Below are 18,095 nucleotides of genomic sequence, written 5' to 3' on the forward strand. Positions count from 1 at the left end.
ATCGTTCGCGAGGCGGCGATGTTGCCACGCGCGGCGAACGTGGGGGCGGCGGCGCGGGCCGCACGCCGCGCCTCAATCGGGCTTGACCTTCGCCCGCGCGATCACCGGCTTCCAGCGCTGCTGCTCCAGCGCGATGAACTTCGCGAAGTCGGCGGCACTGCCGCCGACCGGGATTGCCGCGTCGGTGCTCAGGCGCTCCAGCGCCGCCGGTTCGTGCATCGCCTTCGCGCAGGCCGCCGCGAGCTTGTCGGCGGCGGGTTGCGCGAGGTTGGCCGGCGCGAGCATGCCGTACCACTGCGTCATCTCGAAGCCCGGGTAGCCCTGCTCGGCCACGGTCGGCACGTCGGGCAACTGCGGGATGCGCTGCGTGGTGCCGGTGGCGATGCAGCGCAGCTTGCCGGCCTTGATGAACTGCAGGATCGCCGGCGCGCCGACCGAGGCCGCCTGCAGGCGGCCGGCCAGCAGGTCGGTCAGCTGCGGGCCGGTGCCGCGGTACGGCACGTGCAGGATGAAGATGTTCGTCGCCATCTTCAGGTACTCCATCGCCAGGTGGCCGGCGCTGCCGTTGCCGGCCGAACCGTAGTTCAGCGCGCCCGGCCTGGCCTTGCACAGCGCGACGAACTCCTTCAGGTTCTTCGCCGGCACGTCCGGATGCACGACGTACAGGCTCGGCACCTTGGCCAGCAGCGAGATCGGCTTGAAGTCCTTGTTCGGGTCGTACGGCAGCTTGTCGAAGATGTACGGGTTCACTGCCAGCGTGCCGATGTGCCCGAGCACCAGCGTGTGCTGGTCGTCGGCGCGCGCGACCTCGGCCATCGCGACGTTGCCGGCACCGCCGGGCTTGTTGTCGACATACACGCTCTGCCCGAGCAGTTTGGTCAGCTCCGCGGCCGCCGCCCGCGCAACGATCTCCGAACTGCCGCCCGGCGCGAACGGCACGACGAAGCGGACCGGCTTGCTCGGCCACGCGACTTGCGCGCGCGCGGCGAACGGCAGCGCTGCTGCGCCGGCGGCGGCGAGCGACAGGCGCAACGCGTCGCGTCGATTGGGGTGCGAGAGTTCCATGGGCGTCCTTGAATGGCGGTGCAGGCGCGAATTGTGCCGCTCGCAAAGTCAATCAAGGTGAATCGATGTGTCCGCACCGATCGACCCCCGAAATGCGCGTGACGCGAGTGCAACGTGCGCTCCCACGCGACCGGTACGTTTTCACAAGGGCTGACGCTCCCGGGACAGCGCCCCCCGGGTCGCGGGTGGTTCGCTGTTCGTCGCATCGGAATACTGCGATCGAAGTGTTCATCCCGGGCACTTTTTCTCGCAGCAGATTTGTATTCGAAGGAGGTCTTCATGACCACAAAGATCGCGTCATCGATGCCCGTGCGCACGGCCGTGGCCTGCCTGGCGCTGCTCGGTGCCGGCCAGTCGATGGCCCAGACCCTCACCGGCAACGTGACGAACCGCGAAGGCAACGGCGGCTGGATCGCCGACATCACGTTCGCGACCGGTTCCTCGTCGGTGTACGGGGCGACCGGCGTCATCGCCTGCATCGAGCCGGGCGCGGACTTCCCGGCCCTGCCCTCGACCCACACCTACGATGTGGTCGGCGCGGCCGGCGTCATCAACGCATCGGCCACCTACGCCAACAAGGCCGACGCGCTGATGAACTGGGTGGTCGATCACTACTACACGCAAACGCTGGCGTGGAACATCGACGGCCAGGATTTCAACCAGGTGCTGTGGGAGATCACGCAGGACTTCACCGGCACCGCGTCGAGCATGGCCTTCAATGCGGGCGCAGTGCAGAGCACCCGCGCCGACTACAGGACCATGCTGTCCGAACTGAAGAACGCGTACTCCACGATCTCCGACACGTACCGGTCGAGCACGTTCCAGGTGCACTACCTGGTCGACCGCGACACCCGCTACCAGAACATGATCCTGGTCACCGCGGTGCCCGAACCGTCGACCTACCTGATGATGTTCGCGGGCGTGGGCGCACTGCTCGTCTGGCGCCGCCGCAGCGGCGCACGCTGAGCGTGACGAAGGCGCCCCGCGGGGCGCCTTTTTTTCGCCCCTACACGATCAGGATCGCCCTGAAGTCGTTGACGTTCGTGAACGTCGGCCCCGGCGCCACCAGGTCGCCGAGCGGTTTGAAGAAGTTGTAGGCGTCGTTGCGGTCGAGCACCTCGGCCGCCTTGAGCCCGGCGGCGCGGGCACGGGCCAGCGTGCTGGGTGTGACGATCGCGCCGGCGTTGTCCTCGACACCGTCGATGCCGTCGGTGTCGGCGGCCAGCACATGCACATCGGGCTCGCCCTGCAGCGCGATTGCGCAGCCGAGCAGGAACTCGGTCGCGCGGCCGCCACGGCCGCCCTTGCTCCTGACCGTCACGGTCGTCTCGCCGCCCGACAGGATCACGCAGGGCTTCGCGAACGGCTCGCCGTGGCGGGCCACGTAGCGCGCCAGCGCCGCGTGCACCTTGCCGACTTCGCGCGACTCGCCTTCCATCTCGTCGCTCAGCACATGCACGCCTATTCCTGCTTGCCGCGCCAGCGCGGCGGCGGCGTCGAGCGACTGGCGCGGCGTCGCGATCATGTGGACCTGGTGACCATCGAAGCGCGCGTCCCCCGGCTTCGGCGTCTCCAGCGCGCCGCTCTCGAGCCCGGCCCGCGCGGCCGCCGGAATCTCGATGCCGTAGCGCGCGAGGATGCGCAGCGCGTCGGCGCAGGTCGTGCTGTCCGGTACCGTCGGGCCGCTGCCGATGACCTCGGGCGCATCGCCGGGCACGTCGCTGATCAGCAGCGTGACGACCTGCGCCGGCGCGCACATGGCCGCGAGCCGCCCGCCCTTGATCGCCGACAGGTGCTTGCGCACGCAGTTCATCTCGTCGATCGCCGCGCCGCTCTTCAGCAGTGCCTTGTTGATCGCCTGCTTCTCCTCCAGCGTGATGCCGTCGGCCGGCATCGCCAGCAGCGACGAGGCGCCGCCGGACATCAGGCACAGCACCAGGTCGTCCTTGGTCAGGCCCCGGGTCAGCTCGGCGATGCGCTTCGCGGCGCGCCGCCCGGCGTCGTCGGGCACCGGGTGCGCGGCCTCGACCACTTCGATGCGGCCCGGCTGGGCCTTGTACGCCGGCGGCACGTAGTCGTAACGTGTGACGACCAGGCCCGACATCGGCGCGCCCGCTGGCCACGCCGCGTCGACCGCCGCCGCCATCGCGCCACCCGCCTTGCCCGCGCCGAGCACCAGCGTGCGCCCCTTGGGCGGCGGCGGCAGGAACGCCGCGATGCCGGCACCGGGCACGGCCTGCGCGACCGCGGCGTTGAACAGCGCGAGCAGGAAGCCGCGGGGATCGGTGTGGGGCGAAGGCAGGCTCATGCCGCGATTATCCCGACCCGCGCAGCGGCGCTCATCGCGCCGGGTCGGGCATCACCGGGTGCGCCGCCATCAGCTCCAGCGCCTGCACCAGCGCCGAGTGGTCCAGGTCCTGCCCGCCGTTGGCGGCACAGGCCTGCATCAGCTGCGCCGCGCCGGCCGTCTGCGGCAGCGCGACGCCGAGCGCGCGCGCGCCGGCCAGCGCCAGGCTCAGGTCCTTCTGGTGCAGCCCGATCCGGAAGCCCGGCGCGAAGGTGCGCTTGATCATCCGCTCGCCGTGCACCTCCAGGATGCGGCTGGCCGCGAAGCCGCCCATCAGCGCCTGGCGCACCTTGGCCGGGTCGGCGCCGGCCTTGCTGGCGAACACCAGCGCCTCGCCGACCGCCGCGATGTTCAGCGCGACGATGATCTGGTTGGCGACCTTGCAGGTCTGGCCGTCGCCGTTGCCGCCGACGAGGGTGATGTTCTTGCCCATCAGCTCGAAGAGGGGCTTGACGCGCTCGAACACCGCCTCCGGCCCGCCGACCATGATCGTCAGCGTGCCGGCCTTGGCGCCGACCTCGCCGCCGGAGACCGGCGCGTCGAGGTAGTCGCCGCCGAGCGCGTTGATGCGCTTGGCGAAGTCCTTGGTCTCGATCGGCGAGATCGAGCTCATGTCGACGACGGTCTTGCCCTTCGACAGGCCGGCAGCGACGCCATCGTCCGCGAACAGGACCTTCGCGACGTCCGGCGTGTCCGGCACCATCGTGAAGACGATGTCGGCGCGCTCGGCCACTTCCTTGGCGCTGGCGCAGCGCACCGCGCCGGCTGCGATGACATCGGGGCTCGGATCCCCTCGGGTGTAGACGAACAGCTCATGGCCGCCGGCCTTCAGGCGCAGCGCCATCGGCGTGCCCATGATGCCCAGGCCGATGAATCCGATCTTGCTCATGTCGATGCCCTTCGCGCAGTCTCGAGCCAGTGCAGACCGGCCTGGGTGGTGGTGGCGGGTTTGTATTCGCAGCCGATCCAGCCGTCGTAGCCGGCCCGGTCGAGCGCCGCGAACACGTTCCCGTAGTGGATCTCGCCGGTGCCCGGCTCGTGGCGGCCCGGGTTGTCGGCCAGCTGGATGTGGCCGATGCGCGCGAGCTGCGACGTCATCGTTGCGATCAACTCGCCCTCCATGCGCTGCGCATGGTAGATGTCGTACTGCACGAACAGGTTGTCCGAGCCGACCTCGTCGATCAACGCCAGCGCCTGCGCCGTGCGGTTCAGGTGGAAGCCGGGGATGTCGAAGGTGTTGATCGGCTCGATCAACAGCGTGATGCCGACTTCCTTCAGCGCGGCGGCGGCGAAGCGCAGGTTCTCGACGAGGGTGGCGTGGACCGCCGCGCCGCCGAAGCCGGCGGGCGACTTGCCGGCCAGGCAATTCAGGCGCGGCACGCCGAGCACGGTCGCGTACTCGATCGCGCGCGCCACGCCGTCGCGAAACTCCGCGACCCGGTCGGGCAGGCACGCGATCCCGCGCTCGCCCGCGGCCCAGTCGCCGGCCGGCAGGTTGTGCAGCACCAGTTCGAGCCGGTTGGCAACCAGCCGGTTGCGGATCTCGGCGGCCGGAAAGTCGTACGGGAACAGGAACTCGACCGCGGTGAAGCCGGCCCGGGCCGCGCGCTCGAATCGGTCGAGGAAGGGCACCTCGGTAAACAGCATCGTCAGGTTGGCAGCGAATTTCGGCATGGCGTTCAGTCCAGCAGGCCAATGGCGGTCGGCGCGTCGGCGATGCTCGTCGCCAGCTCCTCGAACTCGTTGATCGCGTCGATCTCGGTGCCCATCGAGATGTTGGTCACGCGCTCCAGGATGACCTCGATCACGACCGGCACGCGGTGCTCGACCATCCAGGCCTCCGCCTGCTTGATCGCGGGCGCGATCTGCTCCTGCCGGTGCACCCGCACGAACTTGCAGCCCAGGCCGGTGACCACCGCCTCGTGGTCGACACCGTAGCCCTCCACCTGCGGCGCATTGATGTTGTCGAAGCCGAGCTGCACGCAGTAGTCCATGTCGAACCCGCGCTGGCTCTGGCGGATCAGCCCGAGGTAGCTGTTGTTCACGACCATGTGGATGTAGGGCAGCTTGAACTGCGCGCCGACCGCAAGCTCCTCGATCATGAACTGGAAGTCGTAGTCGCCGGACAGCGCGACGATCTTGCGCGTCGGGTCCGCGGCGCGCACGCCGAGCGCGGCGGGGATCGTCCAGCCCAGCGGCCCGGCCTGGCCGCAGTTGATCCAGCGCCGCGGTCCGAACACGTGCAGGAACTGCGCCCCGGCGATCTGCGACAGCCCGATCGTCGAGACGTAGGTCGTGTCGCGATCGAAGTGGTTGTTCATGCACTGGTAGACGCGCTGCGGCTTCATCGGCACGGTGTCGAGATTCGTCTTGCGCAGCATCGTGCGCTTGCGCTCGCGGCAGGCGGCGACCCACTCGCTGCGGTCGCGCAGCGTGCCGGTCGCCTTCATCTCGCGCGCCACCTCGACGAAGAGCTGCAGCGCCGCCTTCGCGTCGGAGACGATGCCGAGCTCCGGCGCGAACACGCGCCCGATCTGGGTCGGCTCGATATCCACATGCACGAAGGTGCGACCCTTGCAGTAGACCTCCGGCGAGCCGGTGTGGCGGTTCGCCCAGCGGTTGCCGATGCCGAGCACGAAGTCGCTGGCGAGCATCGTCGCGTTGCCGTAGCGGTGCGAGGTCTGCAGGCCGCACATGCCGGCCATCAGCGGGTGGTCGTCGGGGATCGTGCCCCAGCCCATCAGCGTCGGGATCACCGGCGTGTTCGTGAGTTCGGCGAACTCCTGCAGCAGGTCGGACGCATCGGCGTTGATGATGCCGCCGCCGGCGACGATCAGCGGGCGCTCGGCCGCCTGCAGCATGCCGATCGCCTTCTCGATCTGCTTGCGGGTGGCGTGGGGCTTGTAGACCGGCAGCGGCTCGTAGGTGTCGATGTCGAACTCGATCTCGGTCATCTGCACGTCGAACGGCAGGTCGATCAGCACCGGGCCGGGGCGGCCCGAGCGCATCAGGTGGAAGGCCTGCTGGAACGCGCGCGGCACCTGCGCCGGCTCGCGCACCGTGACGCTCCACTTGGTCACCGGCTTGCTGATCGACTCGATGTCGACGGCCTGGAAGTCTTCCTTGTACAAGCGCGCGCGCGGCGCCTGGCCGGTGATGCACAGGATCGGGGTGCTGTCGGCGATCGCCGAATAGAGCCCGGTGATCATGTCGGTGCCGGCCGGCCCGGAGGTGCCGATGCACACGCCGATGTTGCCGGCCTTCGCGCGGGTGTAGCCCTCCGCCATGTGCGAGGCGCCCTCGACGTGGCGCGCCAGCACATGGGCGATCGACGCGCGCTCGCGCAGCGCCGCGTACAGCGGATTGATGGCGGCGCCCGGCACGCCGAAGGCCTGCGAGATGCCCTCCTTCTCCATCACCAAGACGGCGGCCATGACGGCCTTCATGCGTGCCATGCGGATCTCCTTGAGCTGATCGGTTCGACTGAGGCGGATCATGAAGAGCGTCCGTCGCCGGCGCTACGGCGCGCGCCGATAAGAGCTATTCCGCCGCGGAATGTCGCGCCGCGTGTCGGACGTGTCCCACCGCGCGACGCGCCGCTCTCGGCCGCCGGCCGCGGCATCGGCGCGCAACCGCCTGCACCGCGCCAACCTAGCCTTCGTCGAAGTTGCCGCGCCGTCCCGGTCGCGGCCTGTCCGGAGACACCGATGACCCCCAACCAGACCCCCGCGACCTACTCGGCCGACGATGAACGCGCTCGCCAGATCGAGCACGAAGGTGACGCCAACCTCGATCCGCTGACCGGTGCCACCGGCGCGCATCCGCTGGGCGTCGGCGTCGGTGCCGCCCTCGGCGGCGCCGCGGCAGGTGCGGCCACCGGCACGGTCGCCGGCCCGGTGGGCACCGTGATCGGCGCGGCGATCGGCGCGATCGTCGGCGGGCTGGCCGGCAAGAGCGCGGCCGAGGCGATCGACCCGACCGTCGAGACGACCTACTGGCACGACAACTACCGCAGCCGCGACTACGCCGGCGCCGATGCCGCCTACGACGACTACGGTCCCGCCTACGACCACGGTGTCGAGGCCTATCGCCGCAACCCCGGTCGCGCCTACGACGAGCTCGAAGGCGACCTGGCGCGCAGCTGGGAGACGGCACGCGGCACCTCGACGCTGGAATGGGACCGCGCCCGCCACGCCACGCGCGATGCCTGGCAGCGTCTGAGCGACCGGGTCGAGCGCGCCGTGCCGGGCGACGCCGACCGCGACGGCAAGTAACCGTTCGCGTTTTCGACTATGGTGGCGGCTCCGCGAGCTTCGCGTGCCTCGTGCGCGCCGCCCCCATGGACCGCATCACCGGCGTACAGCTGTTCGCCCGCATCGTCGAGACCGGCAGTTTCTCCAAGGCCTCGGTCGATCTCGGCGTGACCCAGCCGACGGCGACCAAGCACGTCGCCGCGGTCGAGGCCCGGCTCGGCGCCCGGCTGCTGAACCGCAACACCCGCGGCGTCAGCGCGACCGAGATCGGCGCGCTGTACTACGAGAAGTGCAAGACGATCCAGCGCGAACTGGAGGAGGCCGACAATCTGGCCGCCCTGCTGCAGTCGCGCGTCGGCGGGCAGCTGCGCATCAGCACCTCGGTCGCGTTCGGCCGCCGCGTGCTGACGCCGCTGGTGCTGACCTTCATGCGCGAGCACCCGGAGATCACGGTCGACCTGAGCTTCGACGACCGCTACGTCAACCTCGTCGAACAGGGCGTGGACGTGGCGATCCGCATGGGACGCCTGGCCGACTCCTCGCTCGGCGCCCGCTACCTGGCGCAGAACCCGTGGGTGCTGGTCGCCTCACCGTCCTACCTGGCGCAGCACGCCGCGCCGCAGTCGCCATCCGACGTGGCGCAGCACCCGTGCCTGATCTACAGCACCGTGCAGGGCGACGAGCGCTGGCACTTCACCGGCGGCGGGCGCGAGCACTCGGTGCCCGTGCGCGGCCCGCTGCGCACCAACAACCTGTCGGTGCTGCTCGAGGCCACGCGCGACAGCATGGGCCTGGCGATCGTGCCGTGGTACGTGGCGCATGGCTCGGTGCAGCGCGGCGAGGTTGTGCCGCTGCTGACCGACTTCGCGCTGCCGGTCCAGGAGATGCATGCGGTGTTCCCGTCGCCGAAGCTTGTGCCGTCCAAGGTCAGCAGTTTCATCGGCTACCTCCAGGAGCAGTTCAGCGCCGAGTGGTGGACACGCCGCGGCGAGGCCGCATGAGCGCGCGGCCGGCATGGCGGCGCCGCGGCCGGCGTGCCGCCGCGGTGGCGCTGCTGGCCGGCGCATGGCTCGCGCTGGCGGCGTGGCCCGCCCGCGCGGACGAGGTCCGCGTGCTCAGCGCCGGGGCGATCGAGCCCGGCATCCGCCCCGTCATCGCGGCCTTCGAAGAACGCAGCGGCCACCGGGTGACGCTCGGTTTCGCCACGGCCCCCCAGATCCGCGCGCGCATCGGGGCCGGCGAATCGGTCGACCTCGTGATCGCGCCCCCGGCGGTGCTGGACGCGCTCGCGCTGAACGCGCCGCGCGTGCCGATCGGCGGCGTCGGCATCGGCGTGGCGGTGCGCCCGGGCGCCGCGCGGCCGGAGATCGCGACCGCGGAGGCCTTCGCGCAGGCGCTGCGCGACGCCGACTCGATCGTCTTCAACCGCGCCTCGACCGGCCTGTACATCGAGGGCCTGCTGAAGCAGCTCGGCCTCGACGCCATGGCCGCGCCGAAGACCACCCGCTACCCCGACGGCGCCGCCGTGATGGAACACGTGCTGCACGGCCAAGGCCGCGAGCTGGCGCTCGGGGCGATCACCGAGATCCGGCTGGTGCGCGACCGCGGCCTGCAGTTCATCGGGCCGCTGCCGGCGCCCCTGCAGAACACGACCGCCTACCTCGCGAGCCCGACGCGCGTGCCGCCCGCCGAGGCGGCGCAGGCGCTGCTGCGCGCACTGGACAGCGCGGACGCGCGCGCCACCTACAGCGCGGCGGGCATCGCGCCGACACGCTGAGATGCGCGCGCGACGCGGGGTGTGCCCGCGCGCCTCTAACATCGCTGGGTCCCGTCGCTCTCCCCGTCTTCCCATGCTTCCTGATCGAATCGACCCGCGCGGCCGCACGCCCGGGCATGCCCTGACCGCCCTGCTCGCGCTGGCGCTGCCGCTCGGCGCCGCCGCCCAGCCCGATGCACCGCCGACCTTGAAGGCCTGCGCCGAGATCGGCGCGTCCTCCGACCGCCTCGCCTGCTATGACAAGCTGGCCGGCCGCGCGACCGCGCCGACCGAACCGGTCGCGCAGCTCCCTGTGCCTGGGGCCGCTGCGACGCCCGTGGCGGTGGCACCCTCGACCTCGCTGCTTGCGCCGACGAACGGCGCGCTCGCGGACGCGGTCAGCGCGAAGCCGGAAACCGGCCTGATGTCGAAGTTCTGGGAGCTCGACGCCGCGGACAAGCGCGGCATCTTCAACTTCGTCGGCTACCAGCCCAACTACGTGCTGCCGATCCACGTGACGACGCACATCAACCGCGCGCCGCAATCGCCGACCCAGGCCGCCGTGCTGCAGCCCGACTACCGCCGCGAGGAGGCCAAGTTCCAGCTCTCGCTGCGCACGAAACTCGTGCAAGACCTGCCGCTGATCGGCGGCGACTTCTGGGTCGCGTTCACGCAGCAGGCGATGTGGCAGATCTATAACGGTGCGGATTCCAAGCCCTTCCGCAACACCGATTACCAGCCCGAAGCGATCTATGTGCTGCCGACCGCGCCGGCCCTGCGCGCGCTGCCGTTCGGCTGGCAGTGGCGCTACACGCAGGTCGGCCTCGCGCACCAGTCGAACGGACAGTCGGACCCGCTGTCGCGCAGCTGGAACCGCGTCTACGTGGCAGGCGGGTTCGACCGCGGGCCGTGGTCCTTCACGGCGCGCTACAACCAGCGCCTGAACGAGGACCTCGCGACCGACAACAACCCCGACCTGGTCAGCTACCGCGGCCGCGGCGAGTTCCAGCTCAACTGGGCGCAGGGACTGCACACCGCGTCGCTGCTGTACCGCACCTCGCTGCGCAACGCGAACTACGGTGCGCTGCAGGCCGAGTGGACCTACCCGATCTACCGGGACCAGCCCAACGGCCTGCGCTGGTTCGTCCAGCTGTTCCGCGGCTACGGCGAGACGCTGACCGACTACAACTTCCGCCAGACGAGCCTCGGTGCCGGCGTGACCTTCCTGCAGTTCTGAGCGCGGCGCGCGCCGCGCTCAACCCACCGGCGGTGGCTTGACCGCCTTGTCGCTCCACAGCGTGCCGCCGGTGGCCCAGTTCTGCTTCGCGATGTCGAACAGCAGGATGTCGACGCTCTCGGGCGACGCGCCGATCGTCTTCACGCAGGCCTCGGTGACAGCGGCGACGAGCGCGCGTTTCTGCTCCGGCGTGCGGCCTTCGAACATCTCGATTCGGATCGTGGGCATCTCGGTTCTCTCCGGTTCAATCTCGGTAGGACGGGTCGGTGCGGTCCAGGCCGCGCAGCAGCGCCGGCCATTCGACGTCGCCATCGCGCTCGGCGCCGTCGCCGACCCATTGACGATACGTCAGCGCCGCCAGCTCGTCGCTGACGACGCGGACCCGCCCGCCGGTGGCCGCCATCGCGGCGAGCTGCGCCTGTGCCGCGCGCTCGAGCAGATACATCAGCATCCACGCCTCGGCGACCGTGCGACCGACGGTCAGCGGGCCGTGGTTCTCCAGGATCAGCCCGTCGAGCGTCCCGAGGTTCGCGACCAGCCGGGCCTGCTCGGCGGCGCCGAACGCCAGCCCCTCGTACGCGTGTCGCCCGAGCCGGCCGTGCAGGCGCATCGCCCATTGCGAAGTCGCCTGCAGGCCGGCCGGCAGCATGCTCAGCGCCACGCCGGCGGTGGTGTGCAGGTGCACGACGCATTCGAGTTCCGGCCGCGCCGCATGCACCGCACCGTGGATCGCGAAGCCGCTCGGGTTGACAGGCCGGCCGCTGCCGTCGACGACCTCGCCGCGGGTGTTGACCTTCACGAGCGCCGAGGCGGTGATCTCGTCGAAGCGGGCGCCGAACGGGTTGATCAGGTAGACGCCGGGCTCCCCGGGCACGCTGGCGGACAGATGGGTGTAGACGGTGTCGTCCCAGCCGCGCTGCGCGGCGAGGCGGTAGGCCGCGGCGAGATCGATGCGGACGTCGGTTTCGGTGCGGATCGAGGTCATGCGTCGGCGAGTTCGCGGGCCAGCGCATTGTGGCGCGCGACCAGCCGCGGCAGCTCCAGCGTCGTCAGTTCGCCGTCGCGCACGACGACCCGGCCGTCGATGATCGAGTGCCTGATGCGCGGGATCTGGCAGAACAGCAGGGCCGCAAGCGAATCGTGCAGCGCGCCGGCGGTGGCGATGCCGTCGAGCGGCACGGTGACGATGTCGGCCGCCATGCCGGGCGCGAGCGCGCCGATGTCGTCGCGGTTCAGCACCTTCGCGCCGCCCAGCGTCGCGATCTCGAGGGCCTCGCGCGCGCCCATGGCCGCCGGGCCGTCGACCGGGCCGTGCGCGACGCGCTGCAGCAGCATCGCCATGCGGGCCTCGCCGAGCAGGTGGCCGGCGTCGTTGGAGGCGGAACCGTCCACGCCCAGGCCGACGCTGACGCCCGCATCGCGCATCGCCCGGATCGGCGCGATGCCCGAAGCCAGCCGCATGTTCGAGCACGGGCAGTGCGCGACGCCGGTGCCGGTGCGCGCGAACAGCGCGATGCCGTGCGCGTCGAGCTTGACGCAGTGCGCGCACCAGACGTCCGGCCCGGTCCAACCGAGCTGCTCGACGTACTCGGCCGGCGTGCAGCGGAACTTCTCGCGGGTGTAGGCGATGTCGTTGTCGTTCTCGGCCAGGTGGGTGTGCAGCGAGACGCCGTATTGCCTGGCGAGCAAGGCCGAATCGCGCATCAGCTCGCGACTGACCGAGAACGGCGAGCACGGCGCGACGACGATGCGCTGCATCGCGAAGCGGCGGGGGTCGTGCCAGCGCTCGATCAGGCGCTGGGTCTCGGTCAGGATCGCGGCCTCGTCCTCGACGACCCGGTCCGGCGGCAGGCCGCCTTTCGATTCGCCGACGCTCATCGAGCCGCGCGCGGCATGGAAGCGCATGCCGATCTCCTGCGCGCCTTCGATGCTGTCGTCGAGCCGCACCTGGCCAGAGCGCCCGTTCGGGTAGATGTAGAGGTGATCGCTGCTGGTCGTGCAGCCGGACAGCAGCAACTCCGCCATCGCGGTCTGGGTCGAGACCTTCGCCATCTCGGGCGTGAGGTTCGCCCAAATCGGGTACAGGCCCTGCAGCCAGCCGAACAGCTCGTTGTCCTGCACCCGCGCCCGGGTGAGGGTTTGGAACATGTGGTGGTGGGTGTTGACCAGGCCGGGGATCACGACCTGGTCGCGCGCATCGATCATCTGGTCGGCGGTGTCCGGCAGCTCGGCGGTCGCCCCGACCGCCTCGATCACGTTGTCCCGCACGAACACCGCGCCGTCGGCGATCTCGCGCCGCTGCGCGTCCATCGTGACGAGCAGCGTCGCGTTCTTGATCAGCAGGCTCGTCACCGGCCCCTCAATGCGCCTCGGCCAGCTTGGCCGCTTCGACCGCATCGGCCGAGCCGCCCTTGCTGCCGTTGAAGTAGAGGTTCAACACGACCGCGGCGATCGCGGTCAGCAGGATGCCGGACTCGAGCAGCGGGTGCAGCGCATGCGGCATCTGCTGGCTCCAGCGCGGCGCGACCAGCGGGATCATGCCGGCGCCGATCGCGATCGCGACGATGTAGAGGTTGTGCCGGTTGTGCTTGAAATCGACGTTCGCGAGGATGCGGATGCCGGTGGCCGCCACCATGCCGAACATCACCAGCCCGGCACCGCCCAGCACGAACTGCGGCACCGACTCGACCAGCGCGCCCATCTTCGGCAGCAACCCGAGCACGATCATGATGATGCCGGCCGCCACGCACACGAAGCGGCTGCGCACCCCGGTCACGCCGACCAGGCCCACGTTCTGCGAGAAGCTGGTGTACGGGAAGGTGTTGAAGATGCCGCCGATCAGCGTGCCCAGGCCGTCGGTGCGCAGCCCCGCGGCGAGCTCGGTCTGCGAGATCGGCTTGCCGGTCATGTCGGACAGCGCGAGGAACATGCCGGTCGACTCGATCATCACGACGATCATCACCAGCGTCATTGTCAGGATCATCACCGGGTCGAAGGTCGGCAGGCCGAACACGAACGGCGTGACGACGTCCAGCCAGTGCGCCTTGGCGACCTTGTCGAAGCCCATCTTGCCCAGGCCGACCGCGAGCACGCAGCCGGCGAAGATGCCGATCAAGACCGAGATGTTGGCGAGGAAGCCCTTCGAGTAGCGCGCGATCAGCAGGATCACGACCAGCACGAATGCCGCGATCGCCATGTTGTCGAGCGCGCCGTAGGTCGCGTTGTCGAGCATCGGGATCGGGCCGGGGAGCTTCAGCGCCGGCGCCGAGGCGGCCGCCGCGCTTGCCTTGACGCCGTCGACCATCGCGACGAGCTTCGGCACGTCGACGGCCTGCGCGAGGTTCGGCGGCCCGCCCATCGCCCAGCCGATGCCCACGCGCATCAGGCTGATACCGATCACCGCGATGATCGTGCCGGTGACCACCGGCGGGAAGAAGCGCAGCAGCTTGCTGACCGCCGGCGCGATCAGCATCGAGATCAACCCCGCGCCGATGATCGCGCCGAAGATCGCGCGGGCGCCGTCGACGCCCGGCACCGCGTTGGCCATCGCGACCATCGGGCCCACCGATGCGAACGTCACGCCCATCATCACGGGCAGCTTGATGCCGAACCATTTCGTGAAGCCGAGCGACTGGATCAGCGTCACCAGCCCGCAGCAGAACAGGTCGGCCGAGATCAGCTGCACCACCTGGTCGGGCGTGAGCTTGAGCGCGCGGCCGACGATCAGCGGCACCGCGACCGCGCCGGCATACATCACCAGAACGTGTTGCAGGCCGAGCGCGCTCAGGCGCGGCAGGGGCAGCTTCTCGTCGACCGGATGGACCGGGGTCGCGGTGATGTCGTTGCTCATGGCGTCGTCCTCTCGAGCTCGGATGGAATCGGTCACTTCGTCGAAGCGCCGGCGGTGAACCAGCGCCCGATCAGCGCACGCTCGGCGTCGGTGATCTGGGTCGCGTTGTTCATCGGCATGGCCTTCAAGACGACGGCCTGCTGGTAGATCTGCTGCGCGTGCTTGCTCACCTCGGCGGCCGAGTCGAGGCGCACGTTCTTGCTCTGCATCGCCTCGCCGTGGCACATCACGCAGCGCTGCGTGACGATCGCCTGCACCTCGGCGAAGCTCGCCGGCGGGGCCGCCGCGGGCGCCGGTTGCGGCGCCGGCATCGTCGCGGCGATCGTGCCGATCAGCAGCAGCGTGCCGATGACCGCGTAGCGCCACGGCACGGGTTGGCCATAGGCCAGCGCCTTGTGGCGAAGCGCGAACGACATGCGGATCAGCGCCCCGGCCACCATGATCGCGACCAGCACCAGCCAGTTGTGCTTCGCACCGTAGGTGAAGCCGTAGTGGTTGCTCATCATCGCGAACAGCACCGGCAGCGTGAAGAAGGTGTTGTGCACGCTGCGCTGCTTGCCGCGCTGGCCGTGGACCGGGTCGACCGGCTGGCCGGCCTTGATCGCGGCGACGACGGTGCGCTGGCCCGGGATGATCCAGAAGAACACGTTGCCGCTCATCGTCGTCGCGATCATCGCGCCGACCAGCAGGAAGGCGGCGCGGCCGGCGAACAGGTGGCACGACAGCCACGACGCCGCCACGATCAGCACGAACACGCAGGCGCCGACGATCAGGTCGCCGTTCTTGCCGCGGCCGAGCGTGCGGCAGATCGCGTCATAGAGCAGCCAGAACGCGACGAAGAACCCGAGCGCGGTGGTGATCGCGGCGGCCGGCGACCAGTCGAACAGCGTCTTGTCGATCAGGAAGGTGCTGGCGTTGTAGAGGTAGAGGACCGTGAACAGCGCGAAGCCGGTCAGCCAGGTCGAGTAGCTCTCCCACATCGACCAGTGCAGCTGGTCGGGCACGTAGCCGGGCGACACCGGGTATTTCTGGTGGTGGTAGAAGCCGCCGCCGTGCACGCCCCACTGCTCGCCGCCGATGCCCTTTTCGGCGTCCTTCGGGTCCTTCGGCGGGGTCAGGCTGTTGTCGAGCGAGACGAAGTAGAACGAGGCACCGATCCAGGCGATGCCGGTGATGATGTGCGCCCAGCGCAGCAGCAGGTTGGCCCAGTCGAGAAGGTACGCTTCCATGCGGTGTGAGTCTCCGAGTCTTCGCCAGGTCCGTGCCGATGAACGGTTGCTTCAGCAAGAAGCAAGCCTGTACAGGGGCCGTCCCTTGCCACAGCGGGCTCTGCAAGGTGGTGAACGTCACGACCGGGCTGAGGGCCCGGGCTCCGCGGCGACGCAAACGAACTGTATACAGTTTACGTCATTCGACGCATACCGACTTACCCTGATTCCGCACTCAGCTGCCCCGGTACGTGGAGTACGCGAACGGGCTGGCGAGCAGCGGCACATGGTAGTGGGCGCCGACCGTCGCGAGCCCGAAATCGAGCGGCACCTCGTCCAGGAACGGCGGCTCGCTCAAGGTGGCGCCGCGCGCGCGAAAGTAGGCCGCGACTCCGAAGACCAGCCGGTAGCGTCCGGGCACGAAGGCCGCGCCCTCCAGCAGCGGGCTGTCGGCCCGGCCGTCATGGTTGAGCACGATCTGCTGCAGCAGCACCGGGCCGCCGGCCTCGATGCGGTAGAGCGCAACGGCCATGCCGGCGGCGGGGCAGCCGTTGGCGGTGTCGAGCACGTGGGTGGTGAGCTTGCCCATGGCGATCCTCGGTGTAGGGTCAAGAAAGCGCTTGCCGCGCCCGCAAAAGTGTATACACTTTGCCCCACAAAGCAAGTCTTGTCCGAACGCGCATGGCCTCCCCCGCACCCAAGCTGAAAGTCATCCGCAGCGCGCGGTCACCCGCCGCGCGCACGGCCGATCCGGCGCTCGCGGCCGACAACCTGACCCAGCGCATCGCCGACTCGATCACCACCGCGATCGTCGAGCGCCGCCTGATGCCCGGCACCAAGCTGGCCGAGCAGAAGATCGCCGACGTGTTCAAGGTCTCGCGCACGCTGGTGCGCCAGGCGTTGATGCAGCTCAGCCGCGACCATCTGATCACGCTCGAGCCGGCGCGCGGTGCGCGCGTCGCCGAGCCGGGCATCGAGGAGGCCAAGCAGGTCTTCGAGGCGCGCAACATGCTCGAGGCCGCGATGATCCGGCGTGCCGCCACCGAACTGAGCGATGCGCAGATCGCCGAGCTGCGCGCGCACCTGAAGGCCGAGTCCGAAGCGGTTCAGCGGACCGACGTGTCCGGCCGCACGCGCCTGCTCGCCGACTTCCATGTCGTGATCGCACGCATGCTCGGCAACGAGGTGCTGGCCGGCATGCTCAGCGACCTGGTCTCGCGCTGCGCGCTGATCGCGTTGATGTACCAGTCGGCGCACTCGGCCGAGCATTCGGCCAGCGAGCATGTCGCGATCGTCGACGCGCTGGCGCGTCGCGATGCGCGCGCCGCGGTGCGCCTGATGGAAGCCCATTTGCACAACGTCGAGCGCAACCTGCGGCTCGATCCGCGCACGCCCGATCTGGGCGCCGTGCTGCTGCCCGCCGGGCGCTAGAGGAACCCCTCGATGATGACCAAAGACTACCCGCGCGATCTGATCGGCTACGGCCGCAACCCGCCGGCCGCGCGCTGGCCCGGCGACGCAAAGATCGCCGTCCAGTTCGTGCTGAACTACGAGGAAGGCGGCGAGAACTGCGTGCTGCACGGCGATCCGTCGTCGGAGACGTTTCTCTCCGAGATCATCGGCGCGCAGGCGTTCGAGATGCGGCACCTGTCGATGGAGTCGATGTACGAGTACGGCTCCCGGGTCGGCGCCTGGCGCATCCTGAAGGAGTTCGAGAAGCGCGGGCTGCCGCTCACGGTGTTCGGCGTCTCGATGGCGCTGCAGCGCAACCCGGAGCTGACCCAGGCCTTCCTCGACCTCGACCACGAAATCGCCTGCCACTCGTACCGCTGGATTCACTACCAGCACATGAGCGAGGCCCGCGAGCGCCGCCACATCGAGCTGGGCACGCAGATCATCCGCGACCTGACGAACGGCCAGTGGCCGCTCGGCTGGTACACCGGCCGCGACAGCCCGAACACCAAGCGGCTGGTGGCCGACCACGGCGGCTACGAGTACGACAGCGACTACTACGGCGACGACCTGCCGTTCTGGATGCCGGTCGAGAAGAGCGACGGCAGCACGATCCCGCGCCTCGTCGTGCCGTACACGCTCGACACCAACGACATGCGCTTCGCGTCGATGCAGGGCTTCAACACCGGCGACCACTTCTTCCAGTACCTGCGCGACGCGTTCGACGTGCTGTACGAGGAAGGCGACGAAACGCCGAAGATGCTGAGCATCGGCATGCACTGCCGCATCCTCGGCCGGCCGGGGCGCTTCAAGGCGCTGCAGCGCTTCCTCGATCACGTGCAGCAGCACGACCGGGTCTGGATCTGCCGCCGCATCGACATCGCCCGCCACTGGGCCGCGACCCATCCGGCGCCGTGACACCCGACC

The 18,095-nt window shown here is 69.8% G+C and carries 18 protein-coding genes; 7 read left to right on the forward strand and 11 right to left on the reverse strand.

The window, feature by feature from the left end; translation table 11 throughout:
- Positions 1 to 72: 72 nt before the first annotated feature.
- Complete coding sequence (locus ACWH49_RS04845; RefSeq protein WP_448170431.1) at positions 73 to 1,065, reverse strand: Bug family tripartite tricarboxylate transporter substrate binding protein; 993 nt, start codon at positions 1,063 to 1,065, stop codon at positions 73 to 75.
- Between the two features lie 279 nt (positions 1,066 to 1,344).
- On the opposite strand from ACWH49_RS04845, the gene ACWH49_RS04850 reads away from it, so the two are divergent.
- The gene (locus tag ACWH49_RS04850) at positions 1,345 to 2,031 is read left to right on the forward strand and encodes a PEP-CTERM sorting domain-containing protein (RefSeq protein ID WP_448170432.1); all 687 of its coding nucleotides are present in this window, start codon (positions 1,345 to 1,347) and stop codon (positions 2,029 to 2,031) included.
- Between the two features lie 40 nt (positions 2,032 to 2,071).
- On the opposite strand, the gene ACWH49_RS04855 is transcribed toward ACWH49_RS04850, so the two are convergent.
- Genes ACWH49_RS04855 through gcl form a run of 4 tightly spaced genes read right to left on the reverse strand, consistent with a single transcriptional unit; the run spans position 2,072 to position 6,867 of the window.
- Positions 2,072 to 3,373 (reverse strand): glycerate kinase type-2 family protein, encoded by a 1,302-nt coding sequence (locus tag ACWH49_RS04855; protein WP_448170433.1) that lies wholly within the window; start codon positions 3,371 to 3,373, stop codon positions 2,072 to 2,074.
- A 31-nt stretch (positions 3,374 to 3,404) separates the two neighbouring features.
- Positions 3,405 to 4,331, reverse strand: a complete 927-nt coding sequence (gene glxR, locus ACWH49_RS04860) for a 2-hydroxy-3-oxopropionate reductase (protein WP_448174305.1) — start codon at positions 4,329 to 4,331, stop codon at positions 3,405 to 3,407.
- Positions 4,298 to 5,086 (reverse strand): hydroxypyruvate isomerase, encoded by a 789-nt coding sequence (hyi, locus tag ACWH49_RS04865; RefSeq protein WP_448170434.1) that lies wholly within the window; start codon positions 5,084 to 5,086, stop codon positions 4,298 to 4,300. The genes glxR and hyi overlap by 34 nt, the downstream gene beginning before the upstream one ends.
- Positions 5,087 to 5,091: 5 nt before the next feature.
- A complete protein-coding gene (gene gcl, locus ACWH49_RS04870) occupies positions 5,092 to 6,867 on the reverse strand; it encodes a glyoxylate carboligase (RefSeq protein ID WP_448170435.1) in 1,776 nt (591 codons plus the stop codon).
- A gap of 252 nt (positions 6,868 to 7,119) precedes the next feature.
- Here gcl and ACWH49_RS04875 point away from each other — a divergent pair, with 252 nt between their 5' ends.
- The 4 genes from ACWH49_RS04875 (at position 7,120) to ACWH49_RS04890 (ending at position 10,658) form a co-directional block, all read left to right on the forward strand.
- Complete coding sequence (locus ACWH49_RS04875) at positions 7,120 to 7,686, forward strand: hypothetical protein (protein ID WP_448170436.1); 567 nt, start codon at positions 7,120 to 7,122, stop codon at positions 7,684 to 7,686.
- Positions 7,687 to 7,751: 65 nt separating this feature from the next.
- Positions 7,752 to 8,666: a LysR substrate-binding domain-containing protein gene (locus ACWH49_RS04880; protein ID WP_448170437.1), complete on the forward strand. Its 915-nt coding sequence runs from the start codon at positions 7,752 to 7,754 to the stop codon at positions 8,664 to 8,666.
- Positions 8,663 to 9,442: a molybdate ABC transporter substrate-binding protein gene (locus tag ACWH49_RS04885; RefSeq protein ID WP_448170438.1), complete on the forward strand. Its 780-nt coding sequence runs from the start codon at positions 8,663 to 8,665 to the stop codon at positions 9,440 to 9,442. The genes ACWH49_RS04880 and ACWH49_RS04885 overlap by 4 nt, the downstream gene beginning before the upstream one ends.
- Positions 9,443 to 9,515: 73 nt before the next feature.
- On the forward strand, positions 9,516 to 10,658 hold the full coding sequence (locus tag ACWH49_RS04890; RefSeq protein WP_448170439.1) for a phospholipase A: 1,143 nt from the start codon (positions 9,516 to 9,518) through the stop codon (positions 10,656 to 10,658).
- An 18-nt stretch (positions 10,659 to 10,676) separates the two neighbouring features.
- On the opposite strand, the gene ACWH49_RS04895 is transcribed toward ACWH49_RS04890, so the two are convergent.
- From ACWH49_RS04895 to uraH, 6 genes are all read right to left on the reverse strand, one after another.
- Entirely contained in the window at positions 10,677 to 10,886 is a 210-nt protein-coding gene (locus ACWH49_RS04895; protein ID WP_448170440.1) for a 4-oxalocrotonate tautomerase, read from the reverse strand.
- A 16-nt stretch (positions 10,887 to 10,902) separates the two neighbouring features.
- Entirely contained in the window at positions 10,903 to 11,643 is a 741-nt protein-coding gene (locus ACWH49_RS04900) for a class II aldolase/adducin family protein (protein ID WP_448170441.1), read from the reverse strand.
- A complete protein-coding gene (locus ACWH49_RS04905; protein ID WP_448170442.1) occupies positions 11,640 to 13,055 on the reverse strand; it encodes an 8-oxoguanine deaminase in 1,416 nt (471 codons plus the stop codon). The genes ACWH49_RS04900 and ACWH49_RS04905 overlap by 4 nt, the downstream gene beginning before the upstream one ends.
- Entirely contained in the window at positions 13,018 to 14,508 is a 1,491-nt protein-coding gene (locus ACWH49_RS04910) for a nucleobase:cation symporter-2 family protein (RefSeq protein WP_448170443.1), read from the reverse strand. The genes ACWH49_RS04905 and ACWH49_RS04910 overlap by 38 nt, the downstream gene beginning before the upstream one ends.
- A 32-nt stretch (positions 14,509 to 14,540) precedes the next feature.
- Complete coding sequence (locus tag ACWH49_RS04915) at positions 14,541 to 15,737, reverse strand: urate hydroxylase PuuD (protein ID WP_448170444.1); 1,197 nt, start codon at positions 15,735 to 15,737, stop codon at positions 14,541 to 14,543.
- Positions 15,738 to 15,951: 214 nt separating this feature from the next.
- Entirely contained in the window at positions 15,952 to 16,305 is a 354-nt protein-coding gene (uraH, locus tag ACWH49_RS04920) for a hydroxyisourate hydrolase (RefSeq protein ID WP_448170445.1), read from the reverse strand.
- A gap of 92 nt (positions 16,306 to 16,397) precedes the next feature.
- Here uraH and ACWH49_RS04925 point away from each other — a divergent pair, with 92 nt between their 5' ends.
- Both ACWH49_RS04925 and puuE read left to right on the forward strand, forming a co-directional pair.
- Positions 16,398 to 17,147 (forward strand): GntR family transcriptional regulator, encoded by a 750-nt coding sequence (locus tag ACWH49_RS04925; RefSeq protein WP_448170446.1) that lies wholly within the window; start codon positions 16,398 to 16,400, stop codon positions 17,145 to 17,147.
- A gap of 15 nt (positions 17,148 to 17,162) precedes the next feature.
- Positions 17,163 to 18,086: an allantoinase PuuE gene (gene puuE, locus ACWH49_RS04930; protein WP_448174306.1), complete on the forward strand. Its 924-nt coding sequence runs from the start codon at positions 17,163 to 17,165 to the stop codon at positions 18,084 to 18,086.
- Positions 18,087 to 18,095 lie beyond the last annotated feature (9 nt).

Source organism: Rhizobacter fulvus, assembly GCF_964020785.1.

Coding starts and splice junctions, on each gene's coding strand:
- ACWH49_RS04890 (WP_448170439.1), top strand. CDS start 9,516: ATGCTTCCTGATCGAATCGACCCGCGCGGCCGCACGCCCGGGCATGCC.
- ACWH49_RS04915 (WP_448170444.1), bottom strand. CDS start 15,737: ATGGAAGCGTACCTTCTCGACTGGGCCAACCTGCTGCTGCGCTGGGCG.
- ACWH49_RS04850 (WP_448170432.1), top strand. CDS start 1,345: ATGACCACAAAGATCGCGTCATCGATGCCCGTGCGCACGGCCGTGGCC.
- ACWH49_RS04925 (WP_448170446.1), top strand. CDS start 16,398: ATGGCCTCCCCCGCACCCAAGCTGAAAGTCATCCGCAGCGCGCGGTCA.
- gcl (WP_448170435.1), bottom strand. CDS start 6,867: ATGGCACGCATGAAGGCCGTCATGGCCGCCGTCTTGGTGATGGAGAAG.
- ACWH49_RS04880 (WP_448170437.1), top strand. CDS start 7,752: ATGGACCGCATCACCGGCGTACAGCTGTTCGCCCGCATCGTCGAGACC.
- ACWH49_RS04855 (WP_448170433.1), bottom strand. CDS start 3,373: ATGAGCCTGCCTTCGCCCCACACCGATCCCCGCGGCTTCCTGCTCGCG.
- ACWH49_RS04885 (WP_448170438.1), top strand. CDS start 8,663: ATGAGCGCGCGGCCGGCATGGCGGCGCCGCGGCCGGCGTGCCGCCGCG.
- ACWH49_RS04895 (WP_448170440.1), bottom strand. CDS start 10,886: ATGCCCACGATCCGAATCGAGATGTTCGAAGGCCGCACGCCGGAGCAG.
- ACWH49_RS04910 (WP_448170443.1), bottom strand. CDS start 14,508: ATGAGCAACGACATCACCGCGACCCCGGTCCATCCGGTCGACGAGAAG.
- ACWH49_RS04845 (WP_448170431.1), bottom strand. CDS start 1,065: ATGGAACTCTCGCACCCCAATCGACGCGACGCGTTGCGCCTGTCGCTC.
- ACWH49_RS04900 (WP_448170441.1), bottom strand. CDS start 11,643: ATGACCTCGATCCGCACCGAAACCGACGTCCGCATCGATCTCGCCGCG.
- uraH (WP_448170445.1), bottom strand. CDS start 16,305: ATGGGCAAGCTCACCACCCACGTGCTCGACACCGCCAACGGCTGCCCC.
- ACWH49_RS04905 (WP_448170442.1), bottom strand. CDS start 13,055: ATGCGGTCGAAGCGGCCAAGCTGGCCGAGGCGCATTGAGGGGCCGGTG.
- puuE (WP_448174306.1), top strand. CDS start 17,163: ATGACCAAAGACTACCCGCGCGATCTGATCGGCTACGGCCGCAACCCG.
- ACWH49_RS04875 (WP_448170436.1), top strand. CDS start 7,120: ATGACCCCCAACCAGACCCCCGCGACCTACTCGGCCGACGATGAACGC.
- hyi (WP_448170434.1), bottom strand. CDS start 5,086: ATGCCGAAATTCGCTGCCAACCTGACGATGCTGTTTACCGAGGTGCCC.